This window comes from Streptomyces sp. B3I8 (assembly GCF_030816915.1).
In the GTDB taxonomy this organism is placed as follows: Bacteria; Actinomycetota; Actinomycetes; order Streptomycetales; family Streptomycetaceae; genus Streptomyces.
This window is the reverse complement of the sequence record NZ_JAUSYN010000002.1, coordinates 6,109,028-6,128,893: the sequence shown is the minus strand read 5'-3', so window position 1 is coordinate 6,128,893 and position 19,866 is coordinate 6,109,028. Positions and strand designations below refer to the sequence as shown.

15 protein-coding genes are annotated in these 19,866 nt (G+C 72.2%); 8 read left to right on the top strand and 7 right to left on the bottom strand.

All coding sequences use genetic code 11. The features are described 5' to 3' along the window. The first annotated feature begins 8 nt into the window (after window positions 1-8). From QFZ64_RS29355 to QFZ64_RS29345, 3 genes are all read left to right on the top strand, one after another. Entirely contained in the window at window positions 9-878 is an 870-nt protein-coding gene (locus QFZ64_RS29355) for a LysR substrate-binding domain-containing protein (protein WP_307070495.1), read from the top strand. A 498-nt stretch (window positions 879-1,376) separates the two neighbouring features. Next, window positions 1,377-3,206: a long-chain fatty acid--CoA ligase gene (locus tag QFZ64_RS29350; RefSeq protein ID WP_307070494.1), complete on the top strand. Its 1,830-nt coding sequence runs from the start codon at window positions 1,377-1,379 to the stop codon at window positions 3,204-3,206. Between the two features lie 175 nt (window positions 3,207-3,381). Then, a complete protein-coding gene (locus QFZ64_RS29345) occupies window positions 3,382-4,215 on the top strand; it encodes an aldo/keto reductase (RefSeq protein ID WP_307070493.1) in 834 nt (277 codons plus the stop codon). A 69-nt stretch (window positions 4,216-4,284) separates the two neighbouring features. Here the strand turns inward: QFZ64_RS29345 and QFZ64_RS29340 are convergent, their stop codons facing one another. After that, window positions 4,285-6,015 (bottom strand): glycoside hydrolase family 6 protein, encoded by a 1,731-nt coding sequence (locus QFZ64_RS29340; RefSeq protein ID WP_307070492.1) that lies wholly within the window; start codon window positions 6,013-6,015, stop codon window positions 4,285-4,287. Between the two features lie 677 nt (window positions 6,016-6,692). Here QFZ64_RS29340 and QFZ64_RS29335 point away from each other — a divergent pair. Continuing rightward, window positions 6,693-9,641, top strand: coding sequence for a glycoside hydrolase family 48 protein (locus QFZ64_RS29335; protein ID WP_307070491.1), 2,949 nt, complete (start codon window positions 6,693-6,695; stop codon window positions 9,639-9,641). A 120-nt stretch (window positions 9,642-9,761) separates the two neighbouring features. On the opposite strand, the gene QFZ64_RS29330 is transcribed toward QFZ64_RS29335, so the two are convergent. Further along, window positions 9,762-10,499: a hypothetical protein gene (locus QFZ64_RS29330; protein WP_307070490.1), complete on the bottom strand. Its 738-nt coding sequence runs from the start codon at window positions 10,497-10,499 to the stop codon at window positions 9,762-9,764. Window positions 10,500-10,625: 126 nt separating this feature from the next. Next, window positions 10,626-11,489: a helix-turn-helix transcriptional regulator gene (locus tag QFZ64_RS29325; protein ID WP_307070489.1), complete on the bottom strand. Its 864-nt coding sequence runs from the start codon at window positions 11,487-11,489 to the stop codon at window positions 10,626-10,628. Between the two features lie 173 nt (window positions 11,490-11,662). Here QFZ64_RS29325 and QFZ64_RS29320 point away from each other — a divergent pair, with 173 nt between their 5' ends. Together QFZ64_RS29320 and QFZ64_RS29315 are read left to right on the top strand one after the other, a co-directional pair. Continuing rightward, window positions 11,663-11,968, top strand: coding sequence for a 4a-hydroxytetrahydrobiopterin dehydratase (locus tag QFZ64_RS29320; RefSeq protein ID WP_307070488.1), 306 nt, complete (start codon window positions 11,663-11,665; stop codon window positions 11,966-11,968). A gap of 34 nt (window positions 11,969-12,002) precedes the next feature. Next, window positions 12,003-12,755, top strand: a complete 753-nt coding sequence (locus QFZ64_RS29315; RefSeq protein ID WP_307070487.1) for a class I SAM-dependent methyltransferase — start codon at window positions 12,003-12,005, stop codon at window positions 12,753-12,755. A gap of 28 nt (window positions 12,756-12,783) precedes the next feature. On the opposite strand, the gene dnaK is transcribed toward QFZ64_RS29315, so the two are convergent. From dnaK to QFZ64_RS29295, 4 genes are all read right to left on the bottom strand, one after another. Then, window positions 12,784-14,640: a molecular chaperone DnaK gene (gene dnaK, locus QFZ64_RS29310; protein ID WP_307070486.1), complete on the bottom strand. Its 1,857-nt coding sequence runs from the start codon at window positions 14,638-14,640 to the stop codon at window positions 12,784-12,786. A gap of 211 nt (window positions 14,641-14,851) precedes the next feature. After that, window positions 14,852-15,277 (bottom strand): OsmC family protein, encoded by a 426-nt coding sequence (locus QFZ64_RS29305; RefSeq protein WP_307070485.1) that lies wholly within the window; start codon window positions 15,275-15,277, stop codon window positions 14,852-14,854. A gap of 93 nt (window positions 15,278-15,370) precedes the next feature. Further along, window positions 15,371-17,662, bottom strand: a complete 2,292-nt coding sequence (locus QFZ64_RS29300; protein ID WP_307070484.1) for an alkaline phosphatase family protein — start codon at window positions 17,660-17,662, stop codon at window positions 15,371-15,373. Between the two features lie 217 nt (window positions 17,663-17,879). Continuing rightward, window positions 17,880-18,356, bottom strand: coding sequence for a recombinase family protein (locus tag QFZ64_RS29295; RefSeq protein ID WP_307070483.1), 477 nt, complete (start codon window positions 18,354-18,356; stop codon window positions 17,880-17,882). Between the two features lie 86 nt (window positions 18,357-18,442). Between QFZ64_RS29295 and QFZ64_RS29290 the strand changes: the two genes are divergently transcribed. Then, complete coding sequence (locus tag QFZ64_RS29290; protein ID WP_307070482.1) at window positions 18,443-19,240, top strand: MBL fold metallo-hydrolase; 798 nt, start codon at window positions 18,443-18,445, stop codon at window positions 19,238-19,240. A 23-nt stretch (window positions 19,241-19,263) separates the two neighbouring features. Further along, window positions 19,264-19,863, top strand: a complete 600-nt coding sequence (locus tag QFZ64_RS29285) for a DedA family protein (protein ID WP_307071910.1) — start codon at window positions 19,264-19,266, stop codon at window positions 19,861-19,863. Window positions 19,864-19,866: the final 3 nt, after the last annotated feature.

The window sequence follows — 19,866 nt, the reverse complement described above, 5'->3', positions numbered from 1 at the left end:
TGGTCGCCGTGTACGAGCCGTCCCATCTGCGCTCCTTCCTCGCGGTGGCGCAGACGTTGAGTTTCACGCAGGCCGCCGGGCGGCTCGGGCTGCGCCAGTCGACGGTCAGCCAGCACGTGCGCCGGCTGGAGGACGCGACGGGCCGGGCGCTGTTCACCCGGGACACCCACTCCGTGGAGCTGACGGAGGACGGCGAGGCGATGCTCGGCTTCGCGCGCCGGATCCTGGAGGTGCACGAGCAGGCGACGGCCCACTTCGGCGGTGCGCGGCCCCGGGGGCGGCTGCGGTTCGGGGCGTCGGAGGACTTCGTCCTGACCCGGCTGCCGGAGATCCTGGAGGGGTTCCGGCACGAGAACCCCGAGGTCGATCTGGAACTGACGGTGGAGCTGTCGGGCACGCTGCACGAGCGGCTCAGGGCCGGACAGCTCGATCTCGTGCTGGCCAAGCGGCGGGAGGGGGATCCGCGGGGGCAGCTCGTCCGGCACGACGAGCTGGTGTGGATCGGTGCGCCACGGTTCCGGCTGGACCCGGCCCGGCCGGTGCCGCTCATCGTGTATCCGCCGCCGGGCATCACACGGGAGCTGGCCCTGCGGGCGCTGGAACGGGCGGGCCGCGCGTGGCGGATCACCTGCACGAGCGGGAGTCTGAACGGGCTGGTCGCGGCGGCGCGGGCGGGGCTGGGGGTGATGGCGCACTCGCGTGGGCTGGTGCCGCCGGGACTGGTGCGGATCCCGGAGCGGGCGGGGCTGCCGGCGCTGGGCGAGGTGGAGTTCGTCCTGGCGCACGCGGAGCGGCCGGGTCCGGCCCGGCCCGCCGCGGAGGCGCTGGCCACGGCGCTGCTGGCGGGCGGTGCGCGGCTGCGCCGGCCGGGGCAGTGACGGATGCGGCCTCCGGGACGCTGAACAGGAGGGCGGCCCGGCCGCCTCCTGGGTCGGTGGTGCACGGAGGACATCACCGGCCCAGCTTTCTCTGCCCCGCCACCGCCCCGCCGCCGTCGCCCCGTCACCGCCTCCCCGCCGCCGTCGCCCCCACCCGAGACCGCCCGGCGGGCTCCCGAGCCGACCTCTGGCCGACTCCCGCCGGCCCCCCACGGACCTCTCCTCCCGCAGGCCCCCGAAACGCGTCGTTACCCGCAAGTAACCCGTGTCGGCCGGTGCCCGCCCCGGGCAGATTCCGTGGAGATTGCGCGGCCGGGGCTTACTCCGAGGTCAGCTTTCTGTCCCACCCCGACCCATGTGAGCGCATTTTCTTCCGCTGACCAGCGCGTTCCGTGAACAACGCTCGCGTTCCGCCCCCCTCCCGCCCCGTCCCGCCGTGGGGTAGCTTTCACGCCCTGTCCGGGAACGCACCGTCCGGGAACGCACGAGGAGCGGGGTTTGCACGAGTTCACCAACCCTCCGCTGGAGACGTCGCCGCCGCCGGCGGGCGGACTGGCCGACGTCGTCTTCGAGCATGCCCACGAGGATCCGTCGCGCATCGCCCTGGGCCGCAAGGGGCCCGACGGCCGGTGGCGCGACGTCACCGCCGCCGAGTTCCGCGACGAGGTGCTCGCCCTCGCCAAGGGCCTGCTCTCCCAGGGCGTCCACTTCGGCGACCGGGTCGCCATCATGTGCCCCACCCGCTACGAGTGGACCCTGTTCGACTTCGCACTGTGGTCCATCGGCGCCGAGGTCGTCCCGGTCTATCCGACGTCCTCCGCCGAGCAGGTCTGCTGGATGCTGCACGACGCGCAGGTCAGCGCGGCGATGGTGGAGCACGAGGACCACGCGATGACGATCGCCACGGTCATCGACCGCCTCCCCCACCTGCGCCGGCTGTGGCAGCTCGACACGGGCGCCGTGCAGGAGCTGTACGACGCCGGCGCGCATCTCGACGACGACACCGTGCACCGGCACCGGCAGGCGGTCACCCCCGATTCGGTGGCCACGATCATCTACACCTCGGGCACCACCGGCCGCCCCAAGGGCTGTGTCCTCACCCACGGCAATCTGATGTTCGAGACGGACACGGTGATCCGGCGCTGGGAGCCGGTGTTCCACTCCCGCCGCGGCGACGAGGCGTCCACGCTGCTGTTCCTGCCGCTGGCGCACGTCTTCGGGCGGATGGTGGAGGTCGCGGCGATCCGGGGACGGGTGAGATTCGGCCACCAGCCGCAGCTCAGCGCGGCCGCGCTGCTGCCCGACCTGGCCGCGTTCCGGCCGACGTTCTTCCTGGCCGTGCCGTACATCTTCGAGAAGGTCTTCAACGCCGCCCGCCGCAAGGCCGAGAAGGAGGGCAGGGCGGGGCCGTTCGAGAAGGCCGTGGACGTGGCGGTCAAGTACGCCGACGCCGTGGAGGCCAAGGCCTGGGGCATCGGTCCGGGGCCGACCGCGGGCCTGCGGATGCAGCACCAGCTCTTCGACAAGCTCGTCTACGCGAAGATCCGCGCCGCGATGGGCGGCAGGGTGCGGCACGCGATGTCCGGCGGCTCGGCGATGGACCGGCGGCTCGGGCTGTTCTTCGCGGGCGCGGGCGTGCAGATCTACGAGGGCTACGGGCTGACGGAGTCCTCGGCGGCGGCGACCGCCAACCCGCCCGAGCGCACCCGCTACGGCACGGTCGGCCAGGCCATCCCGGGCATGTCGGTGCACATCGCGGAGGACGGCGAGATCTGGCTGCGCGGCGACAACATCTTCCACGGCTACCTCAACAACGAGAAGGCCACCGACGAGGCGCTGCACGACGGCTGGCTGGCCACCGGTGACCTCGGCACGCTCGACGAGGACGGCTACCTGACCATCACCGGGCGCAAGAAGGAGATCCTGGTCACCTCCGGCGGCAAGAGCGTCTCGCCGGGGCCGCTGGAGGAGCGGGTGCGCGACCATCCGCTGGTCGCCCAGTGCCTCGTCGTCGGCAACGACCGGCCGTACGTGGCGGCGCTGGTCACCCTGGACCAGGAGGCCGTGGAGCACTGGCTGCAGATGCGCGGCAAGCCGCGACTCGACCCGGCCCGGCTGGTGCGCGACCCGGACCTGGAGACGGAGGTGCGGCGCGCGGTCGTCGCCGCGAACACGCAGGTGTCCCGGGCCGAGCAGATCCGCACGTTCCGCATCCTGGCGCACCAGTTCACCGAGGAGCACGGGCTGCTCACCCCTTCGCTGAAACTGAAGCGCAGGGCGATCGAGAGCGCCTACGAGGCCGAGGTCGAGGCGCTCTACCGGGCGTGAGGGAACCTTTCGCCACGCCGGCCCCGGCAGAGAACGGACCACCCGGAATGCAACACGGAGCGTGATCGTCGACGATGGGGTAAGTGGGCGGACGTCCGGGCAGGAGCACCAACGGGTGCGATGAACAGACGTACGACCCGATGCACCCACCGACGACCTAAGGATTCGAGAGCTCGTGAGCAGCAAGGTCCCCCCGATCATCCTCAACAACGGCGTCGAGATGCCCCAGCTCGGTTTCGGCGTCTGGCAGGTGGCGGACGACGAGGCGGAGCGTGCCGTCGGCACCGCCCTGGAGGCGGGCTACCGCAGCATCGACACCGCGGCGATCTACGGCAACGAGGAGGGCACCGGCAAGGCGATCGCGTCCTCCGGGCTCCCCCGCGCGGAGCTCTTCGTCACCACCAAGCTGTGGAACGCCGACCAGGGGTACGACAGCACCCTGCGCGCCTTCGACACGTCGCTGAAGAAGCTCGGCCTGGAGTACGTGGACCTGTACCTGATCCACTGGCCGATGCCGGAGCGGGGCACGTTCGTCGACACGTACAAGGCGTTCGAGAAGCTGTACGAGGAGGGCCGCGCCAAGGCGATCGGCGTCTCCAACTTCCTGCCCGAGCATCTGACGACGCTGCTGGAGGCGACCTCGGTCGTGCCGGCGGTCAACCAGATCGAGCTGCACCCGCAGCTCCAGCAGCGGGCGGCGCGCGAGGTCCACGCGGAGCACGGCATCGTGACCGAGGCGTGGTCGCCGCTCGGCTCCGGCAAGGGGCTGCTGGACGTGCCGGCGATCGTGGCGATCGCGCGGAAGCACGAGCGGACGCCGGCCCAGGTGGTGCTGCGCTGGCACCTGCAGCTCGGCAACATCGTGATCCCGAAGTCCGTGACGCCGTCGCGGATCAAGGAGAACATCGAGGTCTTCGACTTCTCGCTGGACGACGAGGACCTGGGCGCGATCAGCGCGCTCGACGAGGAGCGCCGCCTGGGCTCGAACCCGGCGGACGTCAACGACTGACGCCCTCCCGGCGTCACCGTACGGAACCGCCCGGCCCGCGCGAGCGGACCGGGCGGTTCGTCGTCGCCGCTACGACAGCGGCGGGTAGGCGTTGTCCATCAGTTCCTGGAACTGGGCCGAGAACCAGTGGCCCGACAGCGGGGCGTCGGGCAGGGCGCCCGACATGTTGTTGTTGTTGCGCGCGTTGCCCGTGTACGTCGGGTCGCACATGCGGTCGAAGCCCTTGCCCTCGTCGTTGTCGACGGCCTGGCTGGCGCCGTCGGACTCACCCGGGGGCTTCATCCACACGTAGGCGTCGATCCCGGACTCGGGAGCGGCCTGCGGGCGCTCGCCCAGACCCGCGCCGGACTGGTTGCACCAGTTGCCGACGTGGATGCGGCGGTCGATGCGCCCGCCCTCGACGTACGTGTCGACGCTGGTCTTCGCGCCGGGTCCGGTGGGCCGGCCGGGACCGCCCCAGCCGTTGCGGGAGGTGTCGATCAGCATGCCGATGTCCGAGTTGAAGCCGGCCGAGACCGCCTCCTCGCGGAAGGCCTGGGCGTACGACAGCTCGTCGACGTACCGGTTCCAGTCCACCCACTTGGACTGGCGCACGGAGGTGCCGTTGACGGTGTCGCCGATGGTGAAGTTCTCCTCCTTCAGGGCGCTGTAGTTGGCGGTGTTGGTGATGAAGCCCTGCACGTCGTCGACGCTCGCGCCCTCACTGGTGGCCGCCTGCTTGAACAGCTGCGCGGTGGGGCCGAAGTTGTCGTCCCAGCCGAGCCAGCCGTGGTGGCCGGCGTCCACGTAGTTGTAGACGTTGGGGATCGCGCCGAGCTGCGCCAGCGCGTAGCCGACGCCCTTCACGTAGTTGCCGTTCGCCTTCATCGTGTCGCACTGGGGCGTGGCGGTCGCCTTGCCGCCGGTGTTGGTGACGAGGTTGGGCAGCGAGTCGATCTCGATCGTGGTGACGATCCGCAGCGAGGCGTACTTGGCGTCGGAGAGGATGTCCGCGATCGGGTCGATGAAGTCGGACTTGTACTTGTCGATGTCGTCGGGGCCGAGTTCGCCGTTGGAGGCGAGGGCGGAGCAGTCGCGGCCGGGCAGGTCGTACACGACGAGCTGGACGACCTCCTCGCCGCTGCCCTTCTGCTCCAGCGCCGCGTCGAGGTGGTCGCGCAGGCCCATGCCGCCGTTCACACCGTCGATGGCCGCGATGCGGTCCAGCCAGACGCCGGTCGGCTCGTCGGAGACCCGGTCGCCGCCCGGTTCGGCGGCGGCCAGGGCGGACCACTCGGGGTTCACGTACACCTTGGCGCCGGCGTACGGGTTGTCCACGCGGCCGGACGGGTCGGTGCCGCCACCGCCGTCGTCGCCACCGCCCCCGTCGTCCCCGCCGCCGGAGTCGACGTTGCAGGTGACGCCGTCGAGGGTGAAGCTCGCGGGCACGGCGTTGGAGCCGCTGTAGGTGCCCTGGAAGCCGAAGCTGGTCGAACCGCCGGTGCCCAGGGAGCCGTTGTAGCTCTCGTTGGTGACGGTGACGGCGCTGCCGCTCTGGCTGAACTTGGCGTTCCAGCCGCTGGCGACCTTCTGGCTGCCGGCGTAGGACCACTTCAGCGACCAGCTCGTCTTGGGGGCGCCGTTGTTCCTGACGGTCACATTGGCGGTGAAGCCGGAGCCCCAGTCGTTCTGTATCTGGTAGTCGACGGCGCAGGGGACGGCCGCGGTGGCGGCTCCTGCGGTGGGTGCCATGAGGGCGGTGCCCGTGCCTCCGGCGATCAGCGCCAGGGCGGCGAACAACGCTGTTCTGGTACGGCTCATGAGTGCGTGTTTCCTTCTTCCTGTCGTGGTCCTGTTGTCGTGGTCCTGCCAGGTCGTCCTGTTGGGTGGTCCCGGTGAGTCGCACTGCCGGGTGGTGCGTGGGGGCGCGTCGGACGGCGGCCCGGGGCGGCCCGCGTGGTGGCGTGCGGGTGATGCCGTCCGGGTGACGCCGTGCGAGATCGTCCGTCCAGGAAGCGGGGCGCGCGGTGCTCTCGGTGCTCGCGCGGCCGGCTCCGTGCGACGTGGGTGTGCCGTCGCGGCCGGAGAGCCGGAGGGACCCGCGGAGCGGCCACGCCCGGACGCCGCGCCCGAACGCGACGCCGCAAGCCGCGACTGGAGGCGACGCCTGAAAGCCGCGCCTCAAAGCAATGAACGCGGGGGGTCTCGCATGAGCGACTCCTTGCAGCTCGGTCGCGCCCGTGACGGACGCGTCGACTGATGGAACCGCTCCCACTGGTGTGGGGAAGGTAGCGCCAACCGGCGGTGAATCCAAGAGGGTTGAATCGGCGGCACGCCGAAACCGGCCCCTCACCGTAGGTGAACTCCGTCGAAATCTTTTCGACTCTTCACATGACTTGACCGCAGAGGTGCCCCTCCTCACTATGGGAGCGCTCCCACTGGTTCACAGCTTGTCGCTCCTCCCCCCACTCGCCAGAGCCGCAAGGAGGACCAGCACCATGGAACCCTCACGCAGCAGACCCGGATCCAGCCCCGGGCGCAGACGCGGACGCCGTGCCGCACGGCGTCTGTGGACCGCCGCCGTGGCCGCTCTCGCCCTTCCCTTCGCCCTGTTGTCGGCCGGCTCGACGACCGCGCACGCTGCCTCCGTGCAGTGCGGCGTCGACTACTCGACCAACGACTGGGGCTCCGGCTTCACCGCCGAGCTGACCCTCACCAACCGGGGCTCGGACGCCCTGGACGGCTGGACCCTGACGTACTCCTACGCGGGCGACCAGAAGCTCACCAGCGGCTGGAACGGCACCTGGTCGCAGTCCGGGAAATCGGTCACCGTCAGGAACGCCTCGTACAACGGCAAGGTCGCCGCCGGCGCCGCCGTCACCACAGGCGCGCAGTTCACCTACAGCGGCACCAACACCGCGCCCACCGACTTCTCCGTCAACGGCACGCGCTGCACCGGCGCGCACCAGCCGCCGGTCACCGTGCTGACCAGCCCGGGCGCGGGCGCGGTCTACTCGCAGGGCGACGCCGTCCCGCTCGCGGCCACGGCCGCCGCGGCCGACGGCGCGTCGATCTCGAAGATCGAGTTCTACGACGACACCACGCTGCTCGGCACCGACACCAGCGCCCCGTACACCTACGCGGCCACCGGGCTGTCCGTGGGCAGCCACTCGCTGCTGGCGAAGGCGTACGACAGCCTCGGCGCGTCGGCCGAGTCGACCCCGGTCGGCATCACCGTCGCCTCCGGGCCCGCGATAGTCGCCTCCCCCGGTCAACTGGGCGTCCAGCAGGGCAAGTCCGGCAGCTACGAGCTGAAGCTGTCGACGAAGCCCCCGGCGGACGTGACGGTGACGACCGCCCGCACCGACGGCAACAGCGGACTGACCGTCACCGGCGGCGCCTCGCTGACCTTCACCCCGTCGAACTGGGACACCGCGCAGAAGGTGACCGTCACCGCCGACGACTCCGGCACCGGCGCCGCCACCTTCACCTCGTCCGCGGCCGGCCACGCCAAGGCCACCGTGACCGTCACGGAACTGTCCGCCTCGACGGCGTACGACGCCCGCTTCCTGGACCTCTACGGGAAGATCACCGACCCCGCGAACGGCTACTTCTCCCCCGAGGGCATCCCGTACCACTCGGTGGAGACACTGATCGTGGAGGCGCCCGACTACGGTCATGAGACCACGTCGGAGGCGTACAGCTATCTGCTGTGGCTGCAGGCGATGTACGGCAAGGTCACCGGCGACTGGTCCAAGTTCAACGGTGCCTGGGACATCATGGAGAAGTACATGATCCCCACCCACGCCGACCAGCCGACCAACTCGTTCTACAACGCCGCCAAGCCGGCCACCTACGCGCCCGAGCACGACACCCCGGACGAGTACCCGGCCGCGCTCGACACCGGTGTCTCCGTGGGTTCCGACCCGATCGCGGGCGAGCTGAAGAGCGCCTACGGCACGGACGACGTCTACGGGATGCACTGGATCCAGGACGTCGACAACGTCTACGGGTACGGCGACGCACCCGGCAAGTGCGAGGCCGGGCCGACGGCCGCGGGGCCCTCGTACCTCAACACTTTCCAGCGCGGCCCGCAGGAGTCGGTCTGGGAGACGGTCCCGCAGCCGACCTGCGACGCCTTCAAGTACGGCGGGAAGAACGGCTACCTGGACCTGTTCACCGGCGACTCGTCCTACTCCAAGCAGTGGAAGTACACCGACGCCCCCGACGCCGACGCGCGGGCCGTGCAGGCCGCGTACTGGGCCGACGTGTGGGCCAAGGAGCAGGGCAAGGGCGGCGACGTCTCCGCGACCGTCGGCAAGGCCGCGAAGATGGGCGACTATCTGCGCTACGCGATGTACGACAAGTACTTCAAGAAGATCGGCAACTGCGTCGGTCCGTCGACCTGCGCGGCCGGCACCGGCAAGGACGCCTCGGACTACCTGCTCTCCTGGTACTACGCCTGGGGCGGGGCCACGGACACCAGTGCCGGCTGGGCCTGGCGCATCGGTTCCAGCCATGTCCACGGCGGCTACCAGAACCCGCTGGCCGCGTACGCGCTCAGCTCCTACGCCGACCTGAGGCCGAAGTCGGCCACGGGCTCCGCCGACTGGTCCAAGTCCCTCGACCGGCAGCTGGAGTTCTACCGCTGGCTGCAGTCCGACGAGGGCGCGATCGCGGGCGGCGCGACCAACAGCTGGCAGGGCAGGTACGCCACCCCGCCGAGCGGCACGTCCACGTTCTACGGCATGTACTACGACGAGGCCCCCGTCTACCACGACCCGCCGTCCAACCAGTGGTTCGGCTTCCAGGCGTGGTCGATGGAGCGCGTCGCCGAGTACTACCAGCAGACGGGCGACGCCGACGCCAAGACGGTCCTGGACAAGTGGGTCCACTGGGCGCTGTCCAAGACCACGATCAACCCGGACGGCACCTACCGGATCCCGTCCACCCTCCAGTGGTCCGGGCAGCCCGACACCTGGAACGCCTCCGCCCCCGGCGACAACAGCGGCCTGCACGTCACCGTCGCCGACTACACCGACGACGTGGGCGTGGCCGCCGCGTACGCCAAGACCCTGACGTACTACGCCGCCAAGTCCGGTGACACGGAGGCGAGGACGACGGCGAAGGCGCTGCTCGACGGCATGTGGGACAACTACCGGGACGACCTCGGCATCGCCGTCCCGGAGACCCGCGCCGACTACAACCGCTTCGGCGACAGCGTGTACGTCCCGAGCGGCTGGACCGGCACCATGCCGAACGGCGACACGGTCGACTCCTCGTCGACGTTCGCCTCGATCCGCTCCTTCTACGAGGACGACCCGGCGTGGTCGAAGGTCGAGAGCTATCTGGAGGGCGGCGCCGCGCCCGTGTTCACGTACCACCGGTTCTGGGCCCAGGCGGACATCGCCCTGGCCATGGGCTCGTACGCGGAACTTCTCGAGTAGTCGCCCCCGCCGAGGTTCCGCGTACGGGGTCCCGCCGCCTGGGGGCGGGACCCGCACCAGGCCGGGCGGCCTCCGCGCACGCGGGCCGCCCGGCCGTCCACGCGTCCTGCCGGGCGCGGCTCAGTAGTTGCCGTTGGTGATCATGTCGCCGTCACTGCCGTACACCGTCACGAGCCCGTTGTCCGACTCGTAGCAGCTCGTGAACGCCGAGGTGATCAGCTTGGCGTCGCCCGCGTCGGCGCTCATGAAGCCGCCGGTGAAGTCGGTGAAGACCTCGGCCGAGTCGAGGATGTCGTTGCGCTTGTCGGTGCCGGTCACCTTGGTGACGTGCGCGACGGCGGCCTTCTCGCCGGCGGTGCCCTTCTTGGCGACGCAGGCCTTGAACTGGTCGGCCTGGCTGCCGGTCGACTTCGCGTCACTCCTGGTGTCGTCCTCGGCACCGGTGACGCCCTTGCCGCTCTTGTCGCCCTTGCCGCTCTTGGCCGCGTCGCCCTTCGGGGAGTCGCCCTCGGCCCGACCGCTGGAGGCGGTGCTCTTCTTGCCCTCGTCGTCCCCGCCGCCGACCGCGGCGCCGACGATGCCGAGCACCACGAAGAGGGCCAGCACGCCGAGGCAGGAGAAGCCGACGATCTTGCCGGTGTTCCGGCGGGGCGGCTGCGGCACCGGCGGCGGAGTGCCCCAGCCGGGCTGCTGCTGGTACTGCGGCGGGTAGGGCACCTGCTGCGGGTTCCGCGGGTCCGCCGGCGGCTGCTGGTACTGCGGGCTCTGCGCGCCCTGCGGCTGCTGCGGATCCCGCGGGCCATATGCCTGCCGCGGGTCCTGCGGGTTGTACGGATCCTGCGGGTTGTTCGGGTTCATGGTCCCCCCATGGAGAAATGGTGATGCGCGTAGGTGACTCGTGTAACGCGCCCATGGTTGCGGGGAAGAGACGTATGCCACTCTTGCGTGGAGGTGGATCCACGGGAAACGGCGGGAGACGCCCGGTCAGTAGCGCTCGCGGTGCGCCTTGAGGACGTCCCGGGTGCGGGAGGCCGACGCCGCCTGGGCGGACATGTGGTCCAGGACCTCCAGGTGGGTGGCGACCTCCTGGCGGTTGTCCAGGTAGAGCGCTCCCGTCAGGTACTCGCTGTAGACCATGTCCGGCAGTTCCGGCTGGGCGAAGCGGAACAGGGTGAAGGACGTGTACGTGCCGGGGTGCGGGCCGGTGGCGAACTCGGCGACCTGGAGCGTGATCCGGTCGTCCTCGGACGCTTCGAGGAGCCGGTCCACCTGGTCCCGCATCACCTCGGGGCGCATGCCGACGGGCCGCAGCAGTACCGTTTCGTCCATGATCACCCACAGGTGGGGCATGTCCCGGCGGTCCAGCAGCTTCTGCCGGTGCATGCGCAGCGCCACGTGGCGTTCGACGTCCTGGGGGCTCGCCTGCCCGATCGTGCCGGCCTCCATCACGGCCCGCGCGTACGCCTCCGTCTGGAGCAGTCCGGGCGCGAAGTGCGGTTCGTAGGAGCGGATGACGCGTGCCGCGCCCTCCAGGCTGACGTGCATGCTGAACCAGTCGGGCAGCACATCGTGGTACCGCTGCCACCAGCCGGGCTCGTTGGCGTCCTCGACCAGGGAGACGAACGCGGCGACCTCGGGCTCCGGGACGCCGTACGTGGTGAGCAGCACCTGGACGTACGGGATCTTGAGGGTGACCTCGGCCATCTCCATGCGGCGCACGGTGGCCGGGGCGACCCGCAGTACCTGTGCGGCCTCCTCCCGGCGCAGTCCCGCCGCCTCGCGCAGCTCCTGCAGCCGTCGGCCGAGCACGACCTGGCCGACGGTGGGCGCGGCCCGCCGTTCGCTCACGCCACGCCTCCCCACGTGCCGAAGTGTGCGTGCGGTGTGGCGTTTTTCGGAATCAGGCCCCCACCGCTGCACGCATGAGATCATGCCATCCGATCAGAATGCCAGTCCCCCGAGGTACCCGGCCGTCCCGGTGGACGTGCGCGCACCCGGGACTCCGGGAGAGGAGCGAGGTCATGGCGGTCGAACCGCTGTCGCGTGCGGAGATCGACAACCGGTTGGCGGACCTGCCCGGCTGGTCGCTGACGGACGGTCGGCTCACCCGCTCCTACCGCCTCGGCTCCCACTTCGCGGCGACCGCGATGGTCGTGCACATCGCCCAGGTGCAGGAGGAGCTGGACCATCACAGCGACCTCACCCTGGGATACGACACGGTGGCGCTGGCTGTGCACACCCACAGCGCGGGCGGCGCCGTCACCGCGCTCGACTTCGGCCTCGCCCGACGGGTGGCGGACCTCGCGCCGGTGCACGGCGCCCGCTGACCCGGCCGGGCGCGGGGGACGGGGGGCGGCGGGCATGCTCGACTACGACCACGAGGCCGAGCGGTACGACGAGCTGCGCGGCGGCGAGCCCCGGGCGGCGGCCGCGGCCGAGGGCGTCCTCGCACTGGTGCCGGACGGGGCGCGCACGCTGCTCGACGCGGCGTGCGGCACGGGCATCGTCACCCGCCGCCTCGCCGCGGACCGGCCCGGCATGCGGGTGGTGGGGGTCGATCTGTCCCCCGGGATGATCCGGCGGGCCGCCGCGCGGCTGCCCGGGGCCGTGGTGCGCGCCGACAGCCGGCGACTGCCGTTCCCGGACGGGCGGTTCGACGCGGTCTGCACGGTGTGGCTGCTGCACCTCGCCCCGCGCGCGGAGGACGTACGGGCGACGGTCGCCGAGTGCGCGCGGGTGCTGGCGCCGGGCGGGGTGTGGGTGACCACGGTCGACAAGGGCGCCGCGCACAACGTGGGCAGCGACATCGACGCGGTACTGGCGTCCCGGCCGCCGAGCGCGCCGAGGGACGCCGCCGACGCCGTCACGGCCCGCGCGGCCGAAGCGGGACTCGTGCCGGCCGGGCGGGGCGGCTTCCGGGGCCACGGGCAGGGGCGCAGTCCGCGGCGGGCGCTCGCGGACCTGCGCCGGGGATGGTTCATGACGTTGCCGCCGGGGGACCCCGCGGCGGAGCCGTTCGCGGCACGGCTCGCCGCCCTGCCCGACCAGGACCGGCCGCGCCCGGACCCGTGGTTCGCCCTCCGGGCGTTCCGGCGGCCGGAGGGCGCTTCATAGCCCGGGAGACCTGCGTGTCCCCCCGAGGCTACGACGCGCCCTTCCCGCCCCTCTCCTCCTCGTCGACGATCTCGGCGTCGACGACACCCTCCTCGGAACCGCCGGAGGCCTCCGCGCCCGGCTCCGCCGAGGGGGCCGTACCCTGATACATCGCCTGCCCCACCCGCTGGCTCACCGTCGCCAGCTTCTCCACCCCCGCCCGCAACGCGGCCGTGTCCGGCTCGCCCTCCAGCAGGGTCTTCAGCTCCGCCACCGCCGCTTCCACGTCCGCCTTCACGTCCGCCGGCACCCGGTCCTCGTTCTCCCGGACGAACTTCTCCGTCTGGTAGACGAGTTGCTCCGCCTGGTTGCGCGTCTCGACCGCCTCGCGCCGCCTGCGGTCGTCCTCCGCGTAGCTCTCCGCGTCGCGCATCATGCGGTCGATGTCGTCCTTCGGCAGGGCCGAGCCGCCGGTGACCGTCATCTTCTGTTCGCGCCCGGTGGCGAGGTCCTTCGCCGAGACGTGCATGATGCCGTTGGCGTCGATGTCGAAGGCGACCTCGATCTGCGGGACGCCGCGCGGCGAGGGCGGGAGGCCGGTGAGGTCGAAGACGCCGAGCTTCTTGTTGTACGCGGCGATCTCGCGTTCGCCCTGGTAGACCTGGATGCCCACGGAGGGCTGGTTGTCCGCGGCGGTGGTGAAGATCTCCGAACGCCGGGTGGGGATCGTGGTGTTGCGTTCGATCAGCTTCGTCATGATGCCGCCCTTGGTCTCGATGCCGAGGGACAGCGGGGTGACGTCGAGCAGGAGGACGTCCTTGACGTCGCCGCGGATGACGCCCGCCTGGAGCGCCGCGCCGACGGCGACGACCTCGTCGGGGTTGACGCCCTTGTGCGGGTCCTTGCCGGTGAGTTCCCTGACCAGTTCGGTGACGGCCGGCATCCGCGTCGAGCCGCCGACGAGGATGACGTGGTCGATCGCGGCGAGCTTCACCCCGGCGTCCTTGACGGCCTGGTGGAAGGGGCCCTTGCAGCGCTCCAGCAGGTCCGCGGTGAGGTCCTGGAACTGGGCGCGGGTGAGCTTCTCCTCCAGGTGCAGCGGGCCGGCCGAGGAGGCGGTGACGTAGGGGAGGTTGATGGCCGTCTCGGAGGAGCTGGACAGTTCGATCTTCGCCTTCTCCGCGGCCTCGCGCAGCCGTTGGACCGCCATCTTGTCGGCCGCGAGATCGACGCCGTGGTGCGCCTCGAACCGTTTGACGAGGTGGTCCACGACCCGCTGGTCCCAGTCGTCGCCGCCCAGGTGCGTGTCGCCGTTGGTGGCCTTGACCTCGATGACACCGTCGCCCATCTCCAGGAGCGACACGTCGAAGGTGCCGCCGCCGAGGTCGAAGACGAGGACGGTCTGCTCGTTCTCCTTGTCGAGGCCGTACGCCAGCGCGGCCGCCGTCGGCTCATTGATGATGCGCAGCACCTTGAGGCCGGCGATCTCCCCGGCCTCCTTGGTGGCCTGCCGCTGGGTGTCGTCGAAGTAGGCGGGGACGGTGATCACCGCGTCCGTGACGTCCTCGCCGAGGTAGGCCTCGGCGTCGCGCTTGAGTTTCTGCAGGACGCGGGCGGAGAGTTCCTGCGCCCGGTAGCGGGTGCCGTCCACGGAGCCCTGCTGCGGGAACTGCCAGTGCGGGTCGCCCATGTACCGCTTGACGGAGCGCGCGGTGCGCTCGACGTTCGTCACGGCCTGCCGTTTGGCGACCTCGCCGACGAGGACCTCGCCGTTCTTGGCGAAGGCGACGACCGAGGGGGTCGTCCGCGCGCCCTCCGCGTTGGCGACGACCGTGGGGTCGCCGCCCTCCAGTACCGCCACCACCGAGTTCGTCGTTCCGAGATCGATCCCGACCGCACGCGCCATCGCCGTACCCCTTCCGACCGATTTCCGCCCCCGCGCCCTCCGAAGTGTTCTGCCAACTAGCACAAAACCTGAGCGGGCCGTTGTCAATGCCTCTTTCGGTCCCTTCGCGTCCCGACGACCCCGGGCCGGGCGGGTACCCCGGACGGCGGAAGCCGCGCCCCCGTAGTACGGGAACGCGGCTTCGAATGCTGCTGCCGGGCGAGCCGAGCCGTCAGGCGAGCTTCGCCGAGAGGGTGATCTCGGTGCCGGCCAGGGCCTGGCTGACCGGGCAGTTCTTCTTGGCGTCCTCGGCGGCGGCGGCGAACCCGTCGGCGTCCAGACCCGGAACGGTGCCCTCGACGGTCAGGTGGATGCCGGTGATGCCCGTACCCGGCTGGAAGGTGACGTCGGCCTTCGTCTCGATCCGGGTGGGCGGGGTGCCGGCACCGGCGAGGGCGTGCGACAGCGCCATGGAGAAGCAGCTCGAGTGGGCGGCGGCGATGAGCTCCTCCGGGCTGGTCTTTCCGTTGGCCTGCTCGGCGCGCGACGCCCACGTCACCGGCTGCTCGCCGATGCCGGAGGAGTCGAAGGTGACGACGCCCTTGCCCTCGAGCAGGTTGCCTTCCCAGGCGGTGTGCGCGGTGCGCGTGGTTGCCACTGTGCGTCCTTCTTTCGAAACGGTGAACGAGGTGGTTCCCGGCACGGGTACCGGCCCCATCCGATCACATTCCCGTCCGGCGCACCCGCCCGTTCAGGCCGCCCGCTCGTCGGCGTCGTCGCCGGTGGCCGCCGGGGTGCGCTCGGCGGGCCCCGGCACGACGGTGCCCGGCACGACCTCGACCGGGATCTGGGGGCCGTCGCTCTCGCGCAGCCAGCGGACCAGGACCCGGTGCACCGCCTCCGCGCCGACCAGCTCCGCGCCGTCCTCGACGGGCGGGGCGAGCTCCAGCGGCGACAGCAGGAACGGCCGCCCCTGCGCGCCCCCGAGGCCGCCGTGCGAGCCGATCTGCTCCTCGAACGCCAGCACCTCGCCGTCGGCCGGGTCGTACCAGGAGTTGACCATGATGTCGGCGGTGTGCGGGAAGGAGTGCGTGCGCCGTACGGCGTCGGCGGCGCCGGGGCCGAAGTCGGCCAGCGGGCCGGGGTGGGCGTCGCTCAGTCCGTCCACCGGCACCTCGACGCCGTGCGCGGCGAGCACCACCCCGCCGTGCTCCTCGCTGCGCACCAGCAGGAAGCCGATGCCGGGGTGGTTGGCGAGGGTGGACAGCAGCGCCGGGTGACGGCGGTCGATCTCCTCCTTGCTCATCCGGTGCGGCACGTCCGGGAAGGAGACGAGGCCGAGGTTGCCGGAGGCGAGCACGACGGGTTCGCCGGCGGGGAGGGGCGCGGGCCCGGAGCGTCCGCCGGTCCGGGCGGTGCCGCAGGCGGGGTGCCGGTGGCGGCCGCCGTCCTCCTCCACCGGGCGGCGCAGCGCGGCCCGTACGGCGGCGCGGGCCTCGGCACCGCTGTGGGTGCGCTGCGCCGCGCGCGGTACGGGCAGCCCGCAGCCGGCCCGGACCAGGTCGCCCAGGCCGAGTCCGTAGCGGGACTGGAAGGTCTCGCCGGGGCTCTGGCCGTGGTCGGACAGGACGACGATCCGGTAGGGGCGCGGCGCCCTCTCAGCGACGTGCGCGATGAGCGCGAGGGCGCGGTCCAGGCGGGCGAGCACCTTCCGCGCGTCCCTGCTGTGCGGTCCGGAGTGGTGGGCGACCTCGTCGTAGGCGACGAGGTCGGCGTAGACGGCGGTGCGGCCGGCCAGCATGTCGCCCATCACCGAGGCGACGACGACGTCCCGTTCGACGACGGTCGCGAAGGCGCGGATGAACGGGTAGAGCCCGCCGCGGCCGACCCGGGGCCGCTGCTCGCGCAGCCGGGCGCGGGTGGACTCGGCGATCTCGCGGCAGACCTCGGCGACGAAGGACAGCGCGGTGCGCACGGCGTTGGCCGGGTCGGAGAAGTAGGCGAAATAGCCCGCGCGGGAGCGGTTCTCCCGGCCGCGGCGCCGGATGGCGATGGACAGTACGAGGGCCTGTTCGCCGGCGCCGCCGCTGAAGAGGTTGCCGCGGCTGGCACCGTCGACGGCGAGCAGACCGGCGTGGCCGGTGCGTTCCACGGCCCGGCGCTGGAGTTCGGCGGCGCTGGTGGGCCGGTTGGCGACGACGGTCTCGCCGGTGTCCTTCTCGTACCAGCGGAACGCGGGCACGTCGTGGTTGGAGCCGTGCAGGATGCCGAGCTGGCTGGCGCCGGTCTGGCTGGACCAGTCGGTGCGCCAGGGGATCAGGCGGTGGGTGGGGGCGGTGGCGGCGGCGTCCTGGGCGGGCGCGGTGCCGGGGACCGTGGCGGGGGTGACGACGGGGTCGTCGGCGCCGCCCGCCCGTGCGGCGGGGACGCGCGCCGTGCCCATGGCCACGCCGAGCCAGCCGGCGACGGTGGGCATCACGCCCTTGAGCACGGCGTCCGTCAGCACGTCGTGCCCGACGCCGTCGAGCTGGAGGAAGACGGTGCCCGGGGAGGACGGCCCGGACCGGTCGGCCGCGCGCCGGCGGCGCCGGCGGTCGGCGAGCCGGTACAGGCGCCGCCGGTACGCGTCGTCGTCCCGGACCGCGAGGGCGGCGCCGGTCGCCGAGGCGACGGCGGACATCGCGGCGGCGACCACCACGGCCGTCTCCGGGGCGGCCTCGCCGCGCCCCGAGGGGTTGAGGCGGAGGGCCACGAGAAGGAGAGAGCCGTTGAGGAAGAAGACGAGCAGGCCGAGGACGAGGGCGGGGACGAGGAGCAGGAGCCGGACGAGGACGGGCCAGGCGAGGGCGGAGAGCAGGCCGAAGACGCCGGCGCCGGCGGCGGCGGTGACGGCGATGCGGGTGGCGCTGTCGCCGGTGTCGGACTGGAGCTGGAAGTCGGGGAGCAGGCCGGCGAGGACGAGCATGGTGAGGGTGGAGACGGCCCAGACGGCGATGGATCGCAGGGTGCCGCGGAACAGGCTCCGCCAGCGTGGATGCCGCACGTTCACCTCCCTCGCCCTTCCCGGCCCGGGTTCGCCCGGGCCCTGGCCCAGCGTGCCATACCTGCGGTTTTCGCCCCCGCCGCCCCTGCCCTTCCCGCCGTTTCGCGCAGTTTCCCGCGCTCCTGTCAGGGGCGCGGGAAACTGCGCAACTTCTGTGGGTCCGGGGGCGGGAAGGGCAGGGCCGCGGGGGCGAGAAGAAACGGAACCGGCGGAGCCGTCAGCGGCCGTCGTAGCCTGCCGTCGGCATGGACAGGCGCCGGTGGACGCGGGCCTTGGCGTCCGCGTCGTACGCCGGCTCCGCCCGGCCGACCGTCTCCATCCGCACCCCCCGCCGCGCACACTCCGCCGCGAACTCCTCCACCGACGCCAGCGCCCGCTCCAGCACCCGTCTGCTCGGCGCGACGAACAGGTCGACGTCGCCCGACTCGACGTCCGACCACAGCGCTCCGTGGTCGGGCCGCAGCCCGCGGACGAGGAGTTCGCGCGTGATCACGTACCCCCGCTCCGCCGCCCAGCGCGCGCACATGGCGTGCTGACTGCGGGAGTCGACGAGGAAGGGGTCGGCGTCCAGTTCCTCCAGCGGCGTCAGGCTGGCGATCGCCGCGACTCTCAGCGGCGCGCCCTGTGCCCCCGTCGCGCATGGAACCGGGGAACCGGGGCACGGCACTTCCGGAGCGGTACGCGGATCTCCCATGGTGTCCCCCCTCACCTCAGGGTTTCGCCGCCGACCCTACCGCTGCGCGTAGGGTCGGGGGGAGTCGCACGAGGGGAGCAAAGGGAGTGCCGGTGGAGATCACCTGGTGGGGTCATGCCACCTGTACGGTCGAGGACTCCGGCACGCGCGTGCTGACCGACCCCCTGTTCGCCCGCCGGCTCGCGCATCTGCGCCGCCGCCGGGGCGCGCCGCCCCCGCCGGCCGCCGCGCTGGCGGACCTCGTGCTCGTCTCCCATCTGCACGCCGATCATCTGCACCTCCCCTCCCTCGCCCGGCTCACGCCCGGCACCCGGGTACTGGTCCCGCGCGGTGCCGTGCGCCAGGTGCCCGGTCTGCGCCGGCTGCGGCAGCTGCGGCAGCTGCGGCTGACCGAGGTCGTGCCCGGGGACGAGACGCGGGTGGGCGAGGTGCGCGTGCGGACGGTGCCGGCCCGGCACGACGGACGCCGGCTGCCGTTCGGGCCGCGCCGCTCCCCCGCGCTGGGCTTCGTCGTCGAGGGCGCGTCGCGTACGTACTTCGCCGGGGACACCGGGCTGTTCGAGTCGATGGCCAAGGAGGTCGGGCCGGTCGACGTGGCGCTGCTGCCGGTCGGCGGCTGGGGTCCCCACCTGGGTGAGGAGCACCTCGACCCGGGCCGGGCCGCGCAGGCGCTGGCCCGACTGGGGCCGCGCAGCGCGGTGCCGGTGCACTACGGGACGTACTGGCCGATCGGCATGGACGCCGTGCGCCCCCACGAGTTCCACACGCCGGGCGCCGAGTTCGTGCGCCAGGCGGCGGTGCACGCGCCGGAGGTCACGGTGCATCTGCTGCGGCACGGCGAGAGCGTCCGTACGGGCGGGGCGGGCGCGGAGGGCGCCCCGTGAAGACTCTGGCCCTCCTGCACACGATGATGCCCGCCGCCCCCGACCAGCAGGCGTTCGGCTATCCGTCGCTGTTCCTGCTGGTGCTGATCGGCGCGCTGGTGCCGGTGGTGCCGACCGGGGCGCTGGTCAGTACGGCGGCGGTGGTGGCCTTCCACCGCGGCGCGCCGCTCGCACTGCTGCTGATCTTCCTGGTGGCCGCGCTCGGCGCGTTCCTCGGCGACGTGACCCTGTACTGGCTGGGGCGGCGCGGGATGCGGTCGAGGAACGGCTCGCGGTGGCTGGAGGCGATACGGACGCGGGCGCCGGAGGAGCGGCTGGAGCAGGCGCAGGAGAAGCTGGACGAGCACGAGGTCGCGGTGCTGACGCTGTCGCGGCTGGTGCCCGCCGGGCGGCTGCCGGTGATGCTGGCGTGCCTGATGGCGAAGATGCCGATGCGGACGTTCGCGCGGGGTGACCTGCCCGCGTGCCTGGCGTGGGCGCTCACGTACCAGCTCATCGGGATACTCGGCGGGTCGCTGTTCCCCGAGCCGTGGGAGGGCGTGCTGGCGGCGGTGCTGCTCACGGTGGCGATCAGCGCGGCGCCGACCCTGTGGCGGCGGGTGCGCCGGGCCGCCACCGGCTGAGCC

Coding starts and splice junctions, on each gene's coding strand:
- QFZ64_RS29340 (WP_307070492.1), bottom strand. CDS start 6,015: ATGAGCCGTACCAGAACAGCGTTGTTCGCCGCCCTGGCGCTGATCGCC.
- QFZ64_RS29335 (WP_307070491.1), top strand. CDS start 6,693: ATGGAACCCTCACGCAGCAGACCCGGATCCAGCCCCGGGCGCAGACGC.
- QFZ64_RS29330 (WP_307070490.1), bottom strand. CDS start 10,499: ATGAACCCGAACAACCCGCAGGATCCGTACAACCCGCAGGACCCGCGG.
- QFZ64_RS29320 (WP_307070488.1), top strand. CDS start 11,663: ATGGCGGTCGAACCGCTGTCGCGTGCGGAGATCGACAACCGGTTGGCG.
- QFZ64_RS29315 (WP_307070487.1), top strand. CDS start 12,003: ATGCTCGACTACGACCACGAGGCCGAGCGGTACGACGAGCTGCGCGGC.
- dnaK (WP_307070486.1), bottom strand. CDS start 14,640: ATGGCGCGTGCGGTCGGGATCGATCTCGGAACGACGAACTCGGTGGTG.
- QFZ64_RS29295 (WP_307070483.1), bottom strand. CDS start 18,356: ATGGGAGATCCGCGTACCGCTCCGGAAGTGCCGTGCCCCGGTTCCCCG.
- QFZ64_RS29285 (WP_307071910.1), top strand. CDS start 19,264: ATGATGCCCGCCGCCCCCGACCAGCAGGCGTTCGGCTATCCGTCGCTG.